Here is a 13,245-nt window from a genome sequence, read left to right as displayed (position 1 = left end):
TCCTGACCTGCGGCGAGCCCGCCGGCATCGGCCCCGAGATCGCGGTCGCCGCCCGCGCCAACCTGGGCGACGCGCTGCCCTTCGTCTGGCTGGGTGACCCCGCGCATCTGCCCCCCGGCACCGCCTGGCGGGCGGTGGACAGCCCCGCCGCCGCGCGCACGGTCCCGCCGTCCGACCTGCCGGTGCTGCGCCACGACTTTCCCGCCCCCGCCGTGCCCGGCCGCCCCGATGCGGCCAACGCCGCCGCCACCGTGGCGGTGATCGCACGTGCCATGGCGCTGGTGCAGGACGGCCATGCGGGTGCGGTGGTCACCGGCCCGATCCACAAGCAGGCCCTGCAGGAGGGGGCGGGCTTCGCCTTTCCCGGCCACACCGAGTTCCTGGCGGATCTGGCGGGGGTGGACCGGGTGGTGATGATGCTGGCCGCCCCCGCGCTGCGGGTGGTGCCGGTGACGATCCACATTCCGCTGTCGCAGGTCGGCGCGGCCCTGACGCCCGAGCTGCTGGAGGCGACGCTGCGCCTGACGCGCGACGGGCTGATCCGCGACTTCGGCATCGCGCGGCCCCGGATCGCGGTCGCGGGCCTGAACCCCCACGCGGGCGAAGGCGGCCACATGGGCACCGAGGAGGCGACCCTGATCGCCCCCGTGCTGGAGCGCCTGCGCGCCGAAGGCATGGATCTGGCCGGCCCCCTGCCCGCCGACACGATGTTCCACCCGGCGGCACGCGCGCGCTATGACGCGGCGGTGTGCATGTACCACGACCAGGCGCTGATCCCGATCAAGACGGTGGATTTCGACGGCGGGGTGAACGTCACGCTGGGGTTGCCGTTCGTGCGCACCTCGCCCGACCATGGCACCGCGCTGGACATCGCGGGGCGCGGGATCGCGCGGCCCGACAGCCTGATCGCGGCGCTGCGGCTGGCGGTGGAGATGGGCGCGCGGCGGGCCGGGGCATGATCGACGACCTGCCGCCGCTGCGGGACGTGATCGCGGCGCATGGGCTGTCGGCGCGCAAGGCGCTGGGGCAGAACTTCCTGCTGGACCTGAACCTGACGCACCGGATCGCGCGGTTGCCGGGGGACCTGTCGGCCTGCGACGTGCTGGAGGTCGGCCCCGGCCCCGGTGGCCTGACGCGGGGCCTGCTGGCCGCCGGCGCGCGCCACGTGCTGGCGGTGGAGAAAGACCCCCGCTGCATGGCGCCGCTGGCCGAGATCGCGGCCGCCCACCCCGGCCGCCTGACGGTGCTGGAGGGCGACGCGCTGGCCATCGATCCGCTGGCGCATCTGACGCCGCCGATCCGGGTGGTGGCCAATCTGCCCTACAACGTGGGCACGGAACTGCTGGTGCGCTGGCTGACGCCGCCCGAATGGCCGCCGTTCTGGGACAGCCTGACGCTGATGTTCCAGCGCGAGGTCGCGGAACGGATCGTGGCGGTGCCCGGCTCGGGTGCCTACGGGCGGCTGGCGCTGCTGGCGCAGTGGCGCACCACGGCGCATATCGCGATGCGGCTGCCCGCCCGGGCGTTCACCCCGGCGCCCAAGGTCGATTCGGCGGTGGTCCACCTCACCGCCCTGCCCGCCCCGCGCTTTCCCGCCGACGCCAAGGTGCTGTCGCGCGTGGTGGCGGCGGCCTTCAACCAGCGCCGCAAGATGCTGCGCAGCGCCCTGCGCGGCGTCGCCCCGGACATCGAGGGGCATCTGCGCGCCGCCGACATCCCCCCCACCGCCCGGGCCGAGGAGATCGATCTGGAGCGCTTCTGCGCGCTGGCCCGCAGCGTTGCGGCCGCCTGACCCCGCCGCCCGGCTGTTTGCACGGGCGGCGGGCGGCGGGTCAGAAGTGGAGCGCGCGGCCGTGGGCGTCGAGGACCGATTCGTGCATCATCTCCGACAGGGTCGGGTGCGGGAAGACGGTCTCCATCAGCTCCGCCTCGGTCGTCTCCAATGTGCGGCCGATGGCGTAGCCCTGGATCAGCTCGGTCACTTCCGCGCCGATCATGTGGGCGCCCAGCAGCGCGCCGGTCTTCGCGTCGAACACGGTCTTGACCATCCCCTCCGGCTCGCCCAGCGCGATGGCCTTGCCGTTGCCGATGAAGGGGAAGCGGCCGACGCGGATCTCGAACCCGGCCTCTTTGGCCTTCGCCTCGGTCATGCCGACGCTGGCGATCTGCGGGTGGCAGTAGGTGCAGCCGGGGATGGCGTCGGGGCGCACCGGGTGGGGATGGCCGCCGGCGATGACCTCGGCCACCATCACGCCCTCGTGGCTGGCCTTGTGCGCAAGCCACGGCGCGCCCGTCAGATCGCCGATGGCATAGATGCCGTCCACGCCGGTGTGGCCGTGGGCATCCGTCACGACATGCCCGCGGTCGAGGCGGATGCCCGCCTCCTCCAGCCCCAGCCCTTCGGTGTTGGCCTTGATGCCGACGGCGGAAATCACGGCGTCGAAGGTGCGCGTCTCCAGCTTGCCGCCGATCTCGATGTGGGCGGTGACCTTGTCGGCCGCGCGGTCGAGCTTCTTGACCATGGCCTTGGTCAGGATCGTCATGCCCTGCTTCTTGAACTGCTTGGCGGCAAAGGCCGAGATCTCGGCGTCCTCCACCGGCAGGATGCGGTCCATCACCTCCACCACGGTGGTCTTGCTGCCCAGCGTGTTGAAGAAGCTCGCGAACTCGATCCCGATGGCGCCGGAACCGATGACCAGCAGCTCCTTGGGCATGTGCGGGGGCTGCAGCGCGTGGCGATAGGTCCAGACGCGCTTGCCGTCGGCCTCCAGCCCCGGCAGCTCGCGCGCGCGCGCGCCGGTGGCCAGCACGATGGACGGGGCCTCCAGCGTCTCCTCGCCCTTGTCGGTCCTGACCGTGACGCGGCCCTTGCCCGCCAGCCGCGCCTCGCCCATGAGGACGGTGACCTTGGCCTTCTTCAACAGGTGCCCCACGCCCGAGGAGAGCTGTTTCGCCACCCCGCGCGACCGCTTGACCACCGCGTCGAGGTCATAGCCGATGCCGTCAGCCGTCAGCCCGAATTCCCTGGCGCGGTGCATCAGGTGGAACACCTCGGCCGAGCGCAGCATCGCCTTGGTCGGGATACAGCCCCAGTTGAGGCAGATCCCCCCGAGGCTTTCCCGCTCCACCACCGCCACACGCTTGCCCAGCTGGGCCGCGCGCAACGCGCAGACATAGCCCCCCGGTCCAGACCCGATCACGACCACGTCGTAGGAATTTGCCATGCCGCCCCCTCCGCCAAAGATGGTTCAGCGTTAAACAATTCCCACGCGGTCTTCAACGCCGGGCGTCGCTTGGCCGCAATGGCCCCACCACAAGGCGCGTGGCAAACCGGATGCGCGCGACGATCCACAGCAGATCGCGGGGATCGAACGCCACGCAGCCCGCCGTCGGGTGACCCGGCTTGCGCCAGCGATGGACAAAGATCGCCGAGCCCGCGCCCCGCTCCGCCTGCGGCCAGTTCCAGTCGGTGACCAGCACGAGGTCATAGAGCGGATCGGCCCGCGCCAGACGCTCGGCCGAGGCCGGGTGCGGCGCGCCCACCATCAGGTTGTAATCCTCGTGGCGCGGATCGTCGCACCACAGGTCGCGCGGGCGGATCGGCACCGCCCAGTCGCAGGGCCGCGCCAGCCGGTCGGGGCGATAGAGGCACCCGACGATGCGGTGCACGCCCACGGGCGTGGCGCCGTCGCCCTCTTGCTTGGCGTGGGTCAGCCCGCCGCGCCCGATGGTGCAGGGAAACCGGCGGCCCATGAAGCGCGCCCCGGTGGGCGTGATCACCAGATCGCGCGCGTCCACCGCCCTCACAACAGGTGGCCGGACTTGGCGGCCTTGGTCGCGAGATAGGCCGCGTTGTGGCGCCCCTCGCCCACGCGCAGGGGCACGCGCTCCACCACCTCCACGCCGTTGGCCGCCAGCATCGCGACCTTGTTGGGGTTGTTGGTCAGCAGCCGCACCGCCGAGAACCCCATCCGCCGCAACAGGCTGGAGCCGAGGCGAAAGTCCCGCTCGTCGTCGTCGAAGCCCAGCCGGTGGTTGGCCTCGACCGTGTCGAAGCCCTGATCCTGCAACGAATACGCGCGCATCTTGTTGGCCAGCCCGATCCCCCGCCCCTCCTGGTTGAGGTACAGCAGCACCCCGGCGCCCCCCGCCCCCATCTGCGCCAGCGCCGCGCGCAGCTGCGGGCCACAGTCGCATTTCAGGCTGCCCATCACATCGCCGGTGAAGCACGCCGAATGCAGCCGCGCCAGCACGGGGCGGTCGCGGGCCGGCTGGCCGATCTCGATGGCGTAATGCTCGGTGCCGCCGTCCTCGGGGCGAAAGACATGCAGCCGCCCGGCCTCGGCCGCGGCCATCGGCAGTCGGGCGGACACGACCGGGTGCACCGGCGTCGCGCGCAACAGCATCGGCCCGGCGGCGGCCATGTCGATCACCGTCAGGCTGTTGTCGGCCGCCACCGCCAGCGGACGATCCAGCCCCAGAACCAGTGCGGCCGGCAACAGCTCGGCCGATTTCACCAGCCCGATGGCCGCGCGGTGCAGCGCCGCAGGCCCCGCCCGCTCGGCCAGCAGCGGGCCCTTCATCGGTGCGCGCAGATCATCCGCCGGATCCGCCAGCGCCCGGATCCACGGCACGCTCGCATCCGCGGGGATTCGCAACCGCGCCACATCACCGTCATAGGCCGGCGTCTTGAGCGTCGCGGCACGGTGCGCGGTCACCGCCAGCACCGGCGTGCCGCCCAGAAGGCGCAGCTCCGCCAGGCGCGCAGCGTCCAGCACCTCGGCCGCGACGACCAGCACGCCGCCCCCCTCGCCCGTCAGCACGACCGGCACCCCCATGCGCAGGTCTGCGCGTGCGCGGTTGATCCTCTCGACGATGCTGGGGCTCAGGGACATGGGCGCACTCCTTCGACGGCGGGCAGGATATAGGCCACGGGCGCGCAAAGTGAAACAAACCCCGGATATCCGACACGCGCGCGTGAGAAGATCGCAGCAAACCTTGGCGCCCGGGGTGCGCGCCCGCATCTGTCGCACATCCGGACACGGCTTCGAGAGAGGTGCCGCATGAGCAAGCTGAAAAAGATCCTGCTGGTGGACGACGACGACGCGCTGCGCGAGGCGCTGTCGGAGCAGTTGGTGATGACCGAGGAATTCGACGTCTTCGAGGCCGGCAGCGGCGCCGAGACGATGGAGAAGATCAAGGTCGGCCCCTATGACCTCGCGATTCTCGACGTGGGCCTGCCGGATACCGACGGGCGCGAGCTGTGCCGCCGGATGCGCAAACAGGGGGTGAAGTACCCGGTGCTGATGCTGACCGGCCACGACACCGACGCCGACACCATCCTGGGCCTGGAGGCGGGCGCCAACGACTATGTCACCAAGCCGTTCAAGTTTCCCGTGCTGCTGGCCCGCATCCGCGCCCAGCTGCGCCAGCACGAGCAGTCCGAGGACGCGATCTTTCAGCTCGGCCCCTACACCTTCAAGCCGTCGATGAAGCTGCTGACCGACGAGCGCGAGCGCAAGATCCGCCTGACGGAGAAGGAAACCAACATCCTCAAGTTCCTCTATCGCGCGCCCGACGGCGTGGTCCCCCGCGACGTGCTGCTGCACGAGGTCTGGGGCTACAACGCGGGCGTCACCACCCACACGCTGGAGACCCACATCTATCGCCTGCGCCAGAAGATCGAGCCCGACCCCTCCAACGCGCGGATCCTGGTCACGGAATCAGGCGGCTACCGGTTGGTGAGCTGAGGCGGCGCGGCCCTGAGCGCCGCGCCCCCTCCAACGGGGCTGCCGACATAACGGGATGACCGGAACAACGGGATCACCGGCACAACGGGATCACCGGCACAACGGGATCACCGGCACAACGGGATCACCAGCACAACGGGATCACCGGCACAACGGAAAACGGGGACGGCTTGCGCCGTCCCCGTCCATGTTCCTGTCGCAGCCGAACCGAGAAGGTTCAGGCGAGCGCGAGGTTCGTCGCGGATTCGCGGCCGTTGCGGTCGCTTTCCAGATCGAACGTCACGGCCTGGCCGTCGTCGAGCTGGCGGATGCCCGCACGCTCAAGAGCGCTGATGTGGACGAAAACGTCCTTCGAACCATGCTCGGGAGCGATGAAGCCAAAACCTTTGGTTGCGTTGAACCATTTCACGGTGCCATTGGCCATCGTGATGTCTCCTGTTCTTTCTACCATCCACTTGATTGCGATGGTCCGGCCCAGTTTCGTCAGAGTCGCAACTGAAGCCGTTAGGAAACAGAAGGTCGCTCGTAGATGCTTTGCCTCACCCTTATGACTGATGTGCCCGCCTGACGCAAGGGCTTACCGGCCCCCTTGCCGCCGGGCGGGCTGTTGCCCTATGCCCGGGGCCGCATCCGCCCGCGAAAGGTCCGCCACATGCGCCTGTCCCGCTACTTTCTGCCCGTGCTCAAGGAAACCCCGGCCGAGGCGCAGATCGCCAGCCACCGGCTGATGCTGCGCGCGGGCATGATCCGCCAGCAGGCGGCGGGCATCTATTCGTGGTTGCCGCTGGGGCTGCGCGTGCTGCGCCGGATCGAGGCGATCGTGCACGAGGAACAGGCCCGCGTCGGCCATATCCCGATGCTGATGCCGACGCTGCAACCGGCCGACCTGTGGCGGGAATCCGGGCGCTATGACGACTATGGCCAGGAGATGCTGCGCATCACCGACCGCCACAAGCGCGACCTGCTGTACGGGCCCACCAACGAGGAGATGATCACCGACATCTTCCGCGCCCATGTCGGCAGCTACCGCGAGCTTCCGCTGACGCTCTATCACATCCAGTGGAAGTTCCGCGACGAGATCCGCCCCCGCTTCGGCGTCATGCGCGGGCGCGAGTTCCTGATGAAGGACGGCTATACCTTCGACGTGGACCGCGACGGCGCGCTGCACGCCTACAACCGGCACATGCTGGCGTACCTGCGCACCTATGAACGCATGGGCCTGACGGCGATCCCGATGCGCGCGGCCTCCGGCCCCATCGGGGGCGACGACACGCATGAATTCCTCGTGCTGGCGTCCACCGGCGAGTCGGAGGTGTTCTACGACCAGGCGGTGTGCGACCTCGCGCTCGGCGACCGCGAGGTGGACCACGACGACCCGGCCGCCGTGCGCGCGGTGTGCGACGAGTTCACGCAGCTCTATGCCCGCACGGACGAAACCCATGACGAGGCCGCCTTTGCCGCCGTCCCCGAGGACCGCCGCCGGGTGGGCCGCGGGATCGAGGTCGGCCAGATCTTCTACTTCGGCACCAAGTACTCCGAGCCGATGGGCGCCACCGTCGTCACCCCCGACGGCGCCCGCGTGCCGGTGCACATGGGCAGCCACGGCATCGGCGTCAGCCGCCTCGCCGGCGCCATCATCGAGGCCAGCCACGACGCGCGCGGCATCATCTGGCCCGAGGGCGTGACCCCGTTCCACGTCGGCATCGTCAACGTCAAGCAGGGCGACATGGCCGCCGACAGCGCCTGCGACGGCATCGTCAACGCGCTGACCGCGCGCGGGCTGGAGCCGCTCTATGACGACCGGGACGAGCGCGCGGGCGCGAAGTTCGCCACCATGGACCTGATCGGCCTGCCGTGGCGGATCACCGTCGGGCCGCGCGGCCTGGCGCAGGGGCTGGTGGAACTGACCTGCCGGCGCACCGGCCAGGCCGAGGAGATGTCGCCCGAGGCCGCGGTCGCCCGCGTCGCGGGAATCTATGCCCGCGCCTGAGGCGATGCGGCCGATATTGCGCGCGCGCGCGCCCTGCCCTATCCGGTGAGCCCATGTCGATCCGTCCGATTCTCATCCATCCCGACCCGCGCCTGAAGAAGGTCTGCGCCCCCGTGGAGCAGATCACCGACGAGATGCGCGCGCTGGGCCGCGACATGCTGGAGACGATGTACGATGCCCCCGGCGTCGGGCTGGCAGCCCCCCAGGTGGGCGTGCTCAAGCGTGTCATCGTGATGGACTGCAACAAGCCCCCCGAGGCCGAACCGCGCCCGCTGGTAATGTTCAACCCGGAGATCCTGTGGCAGTCCGCCGACATCGTCGCCTCCGAGGAAGGCTGTCTGTCCCTGCCGGAACAGTTCGCCCCCGTTCACCGCGCAGCCGAGGTGCGCGCGCGCTGGACCGATCCCGACGGCGCCGCGCAGGAGGAGACCTTCGACGGCCTCTGGTCGGTGTGCCTCCAGCACGAGATCGACCACCTGAACGGGGTGCTGTTCATCGACCACCTCGGGCTTCTGAAGCGCCAGATGGTCACCCGGCGGCTGGCCAAGCTGATGCGCGAGCGCGCACGGGGGTGAGGGCGCCCCACCGGCCGTTCCTGCGCTGGCCCGACCGGCGGCTGGCCACGCCCGCCGCGCCGGTGGCCGGGGTTGATGACACCATCCGCGCGATCTGGGACGAGATGATCGCGGCCATGGACGCGATGCCCGGCGTGGGGTTGGCTGCGCCGCAGCTGGGGATCATGCTGCGACTGGCGGTGGTCGATGCCTCGGCCACGCGGGGGCGGGCGGTACGGCTGGCCAACCCCGAGATCGTGTCGGCCGCCCCCGTCAATGTCCGCCGGACCGAGGCCAGCCCCAACCTGCCCGGCGCCTCGGCCGAGATCGCGCGACCCGCCGCCGTCACCGTGCGCTATGTCGACGAGACCGGCCGCGAGCGGATGCGCGATTTCGAGGGGCTGTGGGCGACCTCGGTGCAGCACCAGATCGACCATCTGGCGGGGCGGATGTATTTCGACCACCTTGGCCCGGTGAAACGCCGGATGCTGCTGTCGCGCGCGGGCAAGGTGGCCCGGCGCGGCTGACACGCCGCAGCGAAAGGACCCCGCGCATGCGCCTGATCTTCATGGGAACGCCCGGTTTCGCCGTGCCCGCGCTGGAGGCGCTGGCCGACGGCCACGACATCGCCGCCGTCTACTGCCAGCCCCCCCGGCCCGCGGGGCGCGGCCACCGCCCCCGCCCCGGTCCGGTGCAGGCGGCGGCTTTGGCCCGGGGGCTGGAGGTGCGCCACCCCGCCAGCCTGCGCGATCCGGACGAACAGGCGGCCCTTGCCGCGCTGGGGGCGGATGCGGCGGTGGTGGCGGCCTATGGGCTGATCCTGCCGCGCGCGGTGCTGGAGGCGCCCCGGCTGGGGTGCGTGAACATCCACGCCTCGTTGCTGCCGCGCTGGCGGGGGGCGGCGCCGATCCACCGCGCGGTGATGGCTGGGGATGCGGAAACGGGGATCTGCATCATGCGGATGGAGCCCGGCCTCGACACCGGGCCGGTGCTGCTGCGGGAATCGACGCCCATCGGCGCGGGCGACACGACGGGCGACCTGCACGACCGGCTGGCGGCGATGGGCGCGCGGCTGGCGGTCGCGGCGATGGCGCGGCTGGAGGGGCTGGTCCCCGCCCCCCAGCCCGAGGTCGGCGTCACCTATGCCCACAAGATCGACAAGACCGAGGCGCGCATCGACTGGACCCGGCCCGCCGAGGAGGTCGACCGCCACATCCGCGGCCTCTCGCCCTTTCCCGGCGCGTGGTGCGATGGCGCGGGGGGGCGGCTGAAGATCCTGCGCAGCCGCGTGGCACCGGGCGCTGGCACGCCCGGCACGGTGATCGTCGCCGACGCCGGGCGACTGGTCGTGGCCTGCGGCACCGGCGCGGTGGAGGTGCTGGAGGCCCAGCGCGAGGGCCGCCGCCCGATGCCCACGTCCGAGCTCTTGCGCGGCCTGTCCCTGCGCACCGGCGACGCGCTGGGCTGACCCTCAGCCCGGCTGCGCGGTCCGCGCCAGATCGAACGCCTTGCGCATCACCGTTGGCAGGTCGGCGGGGCGGAAATCCGCGCCCGGCACGAACGTCCCACGCGCCGGTGATGCGTCCATCCCGACCTCCGCCAGATGCAGCGTCAGGCGCAGGTGGAAATGGGTGAAGGTGTGGCGCACCTCGGCCCCCACCCGGTGCCACTCGGCCGCCAGCGGGGGCGCGGGCGCCGGCGCATCGGACCAGTCCGAGCCGGGAAAGCCCAGCATCCCGCCCAGAAGGCCCGCCTCGGGCCGCCGCTCCAGCAGCCAGGCGCCATCGCTGCGGCGCACCAGATACAGATGGCCCAGACGCACCGGCTTGGGCGGCTTGGCGCGCTTGCGCGGCAGATCCCCGGCGATGCCCTGGCGGTGGGCGGCGCAGCCCGGACGCAGCGGGCACAGCGCACAGGCGGGCTTGCGCGGGGTGCAGATCGTGGCGCCCAGGTCCATCATCGCCTGCGCGTGATCGCCCGGACGGATCGCGGGCGTCAGCGCGGTCGCATGGCGCACCAGCTCCGGCTTGGCGGTCGGCAGCGGGGTCTCCACCGCGAACAGCCGCGCGACCACCCGCTCCACATTGCCGTCGACCACGGTGGCGGGCTCGTCAAAGGCGATGGCGGCGATGGCGGCGGCGGTGTAGGGGCCGATGCCGGGCAGCGCGCGCAGGCCCTCGGCCGTTCCGGGAAACCGCCCGCCGTGATCGCCCGCCACAACCCGCGCGCATTTCAGAAGGTTGCGCGCGCGGGCATAGTATCCAAGCCCGGCCCAGGCGGCCATCACCACGGCGTCGTCCTCGGCCGCCAGCGCATGCACATCGGGCCATGTCCGGGTGAAATGCGCGAAATAATCCCGCACGGCGGCCACCGTGGTCTGCTGGAGCATCACCTCCGAGAGCCACACCGCATAGGGATCGGGCCGCACCCCCGCCGCGCGCGCCGCCGGGCCCACCCGCCACGGCAGCTCCCGCGCGTGGCGGTCGTACCACGCCAGCAGCGCACCCGGCGCCGCGTCCCCTCCGTCACACAAGATTGACACCCCTTGTTCGGGCCGCTCTGGCATCCCCGGCGTACTCGCCTACAATAGGCGCGTTGCCGCAACAGGAAACCACCCCGATGCCCCCCCGTCGCGCCGCAGGCGAAAAGCGCGGGTTCGCCGTGGCCCGGCTGATCACCCACTGGGACGAGATCGTCGGCCCCGACACCGCCCGCATGGCCCGGCCGGTCCGGCTGGGATGGGCGCGCGGGCAACGCTCCAGCGGGCTGGGGGCGACGCTGACGCTGGCGGTGCCCGGCCCGGCCGCGCCGATGGTACAGATGCTCGCGCCGCGCATCATCGCACGGGTGAACGCCGCGCTGGGCTTTGCCGCCGTCGCGCGCGTGGCCCTTGCACAGGGCGCCGAGGCACCGCCCGCCCACGCGGGCCTGGCCGAGGATGCGGCCCCTTTCACCCCGCGCGCCGATCCGGCACTGGCACAGCGCGCCTGTGCGGTGGCCGACGGCGTGCGCGACCCGGCGCTGCGGTCCGCCCTTGAAGCCTTGGGCCGCTCTGTCCTATCCCGATCCGACACTTCGAAAGGTCTGCCATGATGATCCGACGTCTCGCCCCCGCCGCCATTGCCCTTGCCGTCGCGGGGGGGGTCGGCTGGTGGGCGCTCGCGCCTTCGGGCACGCCCGCGCTGCCCTCCGTCGCAGGCCCGGCCGCGGCGCAATCGGCCGGCCCGGCCGAGTTCGAGCGGGTGCCCGACATGGCGCTGGGCGACGCGGACGCGCCGGTGACGGTGATCGAATACGCCTCGTTCACCTGTCCGCACTGCGCGACGTTCCATTCCAACGTGCTGCCGCAGCTCAAGGCCGCGCATATCGACACCGGCAACGTGCGCTGGATCAAGCGCGAGGTCTATTTCGACCGCCCGGGGCTGTGGGCAGCGATGCTGGCGCGCTGCGGCGACGACAGCCGGTACTTTCCGATGGTGGACCTGCTCTATCAGTCGCAGCGCGACTGGGCCGGATCCAGCGACCCCGCCGCCATCGCCGAGGAGCTGCGCCGCCTCGGCCGCCGCACCGGCCTGAGCAACGAGGAGGTCGACGCCTGCCTTCAGGACGCCGAGCAGGCGCAGGCCATGGTCGCGGTCTATCAGCACCACGCGACCGAGCACGGGATCACCTCCACCCCGTCCTTTGTCATCGACGGCGAGCTGCACCAGAACATGGGCTTCCAGGCGTTCTCGGACCTCATCGAGTCGCGCCTTGGCGACTGAGGCGACGCCGAACCGCGGGCCGCTTGCCGGAGTGCGCGTGCTGGAGCTGGCGCGCATCCTGGCCGGCCCCTGGGCGGGACAGACGCTGGCCGACCTTGGCGCCGAGGTCATCAAGGTGGAGGCGCCGGGCGGCGACGACACCCGCCGCTGGGGTCCGCCGTTCGTCGACCGCACCGACGGCAGCCGGGACGCGGCCTATTTCCACGCCGCCAACCGCGCCAAGCGCTCGGTCCGGGCCGATTTCCGTACCGCCGAAGGACAGGCCCTCGTGCATGGCCTGCTAGCCGACGCCGATGTGGTGATCGAGAACTTCAAGGTCGGCGGGCTGGCCAAATACGGCCTCGACTTCGACAGCCTGCACGCGCGCCATCCGCGGCTGGTCTATTGCTCCATCACCGGGTTCGGACAGACGGGCCCTTATGCCCGCCGGGCGGGCTATGACTACATCCTGCAGGGGATGTCGGGGCTGATGTCCATCACCGGCGAGGCCGAGGGCGCGCCGATGCGCGCGGGCGTGGCGATCGTGGATGTGTTCACGGGCCTCTATGCCGCGACCGCGATCCTGGCCGCGCTGCACCGGCGTGGGCATACGGGGGTGGGCGAACACATCGACCTCGCGCTGCTCGATTGCGCGGTGGCGGTGACGGCCAACCAGGCGATGAACTATCTGGCCACCGGGGTCGCACCGGGGCGGGTGGGGCATTTCCATCCCAACCTCGCGCCCTACCAGGTCGTGCCCTGCGCCGATGGCCACATGATCCTGGCCACCGGCAACGACGCGCAATACGACCGCTTCTGCCGGGTGCTCGGCCGGGCTGACCTGGCCGAGGCCCCGGAATACGCCACCAACGCCGACCGCGTCGCCCGCCGCGCCGCGCTGTCGGATGCCATCTCGGCCGAGACGGCGCGCTGGGCCAAGGCCGACCTGCTGGCCGCCTGCGAGGGCGAAGGCGTGCCCGCCGGCCCCATCAACGACCTGGCCGAGGTGTTCGACGACCCGCAGGTGCAGGCGCGCGGGCTGCGGCTGGACCTGGACGGCCTGCCGGGCGTGCGCGCGCCGTTCCGGTTTTCCGGCGGCGAGGCGGTGGCGGAACGGCCCGCCCCCGTGCTGGGCGACGCCGACGCCGCCCCGGCCTGGACGCCGCGATGAGCGGGCGCGCGGGGCGATGATCCTGCACGCCTCCTGC

General features: G+C 71.6%; 15 protein-coding genes. 10 read left to right on the top strand and 5 right to left on the bottom strand.

Translation table 11 applies throughout. From position 1 onward, the window contains the following. Positions 1–2: 2 nt before the first annotated feature. Positions 3–959, top strand: a complete 957-nt coding sequence (gene pdxA, locus CCR87_RS02795; protein ID WP_242511816.1) for a 4-hydroxythreonine-4-phosphate dehydrogenase PdxA — start codon at positions 3–5, stop codon at positions 957–959. Continuing rightward, on the top strand, positions 956–1,792 hold the full coding sequence (gene rsmA / locus CCR87_RS02790; protein WP_201155938.1) for a 16S rRNA (adenine(1518)-N(6)/adenine(1519)-N(6))-dimethyltransferase RsmA: 837 nt from the start codon (positions 956–958) through the stop codon (positions 1,790–1,792). Before pdxA ends, rsmA begins: the two co-directional genes overlap by 4 nt. Before the next feature lie 40 nt (positions 1,793–1,832). Here rsmA and lpdA read toward each other — a convergent pair whose 3' ends face one another. From lpdA to ribA, 3 genes are read right to left on the bottom strand one after another with little or no spacing between them, the layout of a single operon-like run. Next, entirely contained in the window at positions 1,833–3,224 is a 1,392-nt protein-coding gene (gene lpdA, locus CCR87_RS02785) for a dihydrolipoyl dehydrogenase (protein WP_201155937.1), read from the bottom strand. Between the two features lie 52 nt (positions 3,225–3,276). Further along, complete coding sequence (locus tag CCR87_RS02780) at positions 3,277–3,798, bottom strand: L,D-transpeptidase family protein (protein WP_201155935.1); 522 nt, start codon at positions 3,796–3,798, stop codon at positions 3,277–3,279. Positions 3,799–3,803: 5 nt separating this feature from the next. Beyond that, a complete protein-coding gene (ribA, locus tag CCR87_RS02775) occupies positions 3,804–4,895 on the bottom strand; it encodes a GTP cyclohydrolase II (protein ID WP_201155933.1) in 1,092 nt (363 codons plus the stop codon). A 168-nt stretch (positions 4,896–5,063) separates the two neighbouring features. Between ribA and CCR87_RS02770 the strand changes: the two genes are divergently transcribed. Then, positions 5,064–5,750 carry a response regulator transcription factor gene (locus CCR87_RS02770; RefSeq protein WP_201155932.1) on the top strand — a complete coding sequence of 229 codons (687 nt, stop codon included), beginning with the start codon at positions 5,064–5,066 and terminating at the stop codon, positions 5,748–5,750. A 217-nt stretch (positions 5,751–5,967) separates the two neighbouring features. Here CCR87_RS02770 and CCR87_RS02765 read toward each other — a convergent pair whose 3' ends face one another. Then, a complete protein-coding gene (locus CCR87_RS02765; RefSeq protein WP_201155930.1) occupies positions 5,968–6,174 on the bottom strand; it encodes a cold-shock protein in 207 nt (68 codons plus the stop codon). A gap of 228 nt (positions 6,175–6,402) precedes the next feature. On the opposite strand from CCR87_RS02765, the gene proS reads away from it, so the two are divergent. From proS to fmt, 4 genes are read left to right on the top strand one after another with little or no spacing between them, the layout of a single operon-like run. Beyond that, complete coding sequence (proS, locus tag CCR87_RS02760) at positions 6,403–7,740, top strand: proline--tRNA ligase (RefSeq protein ID WP_201155928.1); 1,338 nt, start codon at positions 6,403–6,405, stop codon at positions 7,738–7,740. A gap of 53 nt (positions 7,741–7,793) precedes the next feature. Continuing rightward, the gene (def, locus tag CCR87_RS02755) at positions 7,794–8,315 is read left to right on the top strand and encodes a peptide deformylase (protein WP_201155926.1); all 522 of its coding nucleotides are present in this window, start codon (positions 7,794–7,796) and stop codon (positions 8,313–8,315) included. Further along, a complete protein-coding gene (def, locus tag CCR87_RS02750; RefSeq protein WP_201155924.1) occupies positions 8,312–8,821 on the top strand; it encodes a peptide deformylase in 510 nt (169 codons plus the stop codon). The genes def (CCR87_RS02755) and def (CCR87_RS02750) overlap by 4 nt, the downstream gene beginning before the upstream one ends. A gap of 26 nt (positions 8,822–8,847) precedes the next feature. Then, complete coding sequence (gene fmt / locus CCR87_RS02745) at positions 8,848–9,762, top strand: methionyl-tRNA formyltransferase (protein ID WP_201155922.1); 915 nt, start codon at positions 8,848–8,850, stop codon at positions 9,760–9,762. Between the two features lie 3 nt (positions 9,763–9,765). Here fmt and mutY read toward each other — a convergent pair whose 3' ends face one another. Continuing rightward, the gene (gene mutY, locus CCR87_RS02740) at positions 9,766–10,827 is read right to left on the bottom strand and encodes an A/G-specific adenine glycosylase (RefSeq protein ID WP_242511815.1); all 1,062 of its coding nucleotides are present in this window, start codon (positions 10,825–10,827) and stop codon (positions 9,766–9,768) included. Positions 10,828–10,913: 86 nt separating this feature from the next. On the opposite strand from mutY, the gene CCR87_RS02735 reads away from it, so the two are divergent. The 3 genes from CCR87_RS02735 to CCR87_RS02725 are packed head-to-tail and all read left to right on the top strand — an operon-like array spanning position 10,914 to position 13,208. After that, positions 10,914–11,387 (top strand): DUF721 domain-containing protein, encoded by a 474-nt coding sequence (locus tag CCR87_RS02735; RefSeq protein WP_201155918.1) that lies wholly within the window; start codon positions 10,914–10,916, stop codon positions 11,385–11,387. Continuing rightward, a complete protein-coding gene (locus tag CCR87_RS02730; RefSeq protein ID WP_201155943.1) occupies positions 11,387–12,058 on the top strand; it encodes a DsbA family protein in 672 nt (223 codons plus the stop codon). Before CCR87_RS02735 ends, CCR87_RS02730 begins: the two co-directional genes overlap by 1 nt. A 31-nt stretch (positions 12,059–12,089) precedes the next feature. Continuing rightward, complete coding sequence (locus CCR87_RS02725; protein ID WP_201155916.1) at positions 12,090–13,208, top strand: CoA transferase; 1,119 nt, start codon at positions 12,090–12,092, stop codon at positions 13,206–13,208. Positions 13,209–13,245 lie beyond the last annotated feature (37 nt).

It is taken from the genome of Rhodobaculum claviforme (assembly GCF_016653255.1).
Lineage (GTDB): Bacteria > Pseudomonadota > Alphaproteobacteria > Rhodobacterales > Rhodobacteraceae > Rhodobaculum > Rhodobaculum claviforme.
This window is presented reverse-complemented; position numbering and strand designations above follow the sequence as displayed.

Excerpts from the sequence above, each read along its gene's own strand:
- rsmA (WP_201155938.1), top strand. The coding sequence starts at position 956 with ATGATCGACGACCTGCCGCCGCTGCGGGACGTGATCGCGGCGCATGGG.
- CCR87_RS02735 (WP_201155918.1), top strand. The coding sequence starts at position 10,914 with ATGCCCCCCCGTCGCGCCGCAGGCGAAAAGCGCGGGTTCGCCGTGGCC.
- CCR87_RS02770 (WP_201155932.1), top strand. The coding sequence starts at position 5,064 with ATGAGCAAGCTGAAAAAGATCCTGCTGGTGGACGACGACGACGCGCTG.
- CCR87_RS02765 (WP_201155930.1), bottom strand. The coding sequence starts at position 6,174 with ATGGCCAATGGCACCGTGAAATGGTTCAACGCAACCAAAGGTTTTGGC.
- fmt (WP_201155922.1), top strand. The coding sequence starts at position 8,848 with ATGCGCCTGATCTTCATGGGAACGCCCGGTTTCGCCGTGCCCGCGCTG.
- lpdA (WP_201155937.1), bottom strand. The coding sequence starts at position 3,224 with ATGGCAAATTCCTACGACGTGGTCGTGATCGGGTCTGGACCGGGGGGC.
- proS (WP_201155928.1), top strand. The coding sequence starts at position 6,403 with ATGCGCCTGTCCCGCTACTTTCTGCCCGTGCTCAAGGAAACCCCGGCC.
- CCR87_RS02730 (WP_201155943.1), top strand. The coding sequence starts at position 11,387 with ATGATCCGACGTCTCGCCCCCGCCGCCATTGCCCTTGCCGTCGCGGGG.
- ribA (WP_201155933.1), bottom strand. The coding sequence starts at position 4,895 with ATGTCCCTGAGCCCCAGCATCGTCGAGAGGATCAACCGCGCACGCGCA.
- def (WP_201155926.1), top strand. The coding sequence starts at position 7,794 with ATGTCGATCCGTCCGATTCTCATCCATCCCGACCCGCGCCTGAAGAAG.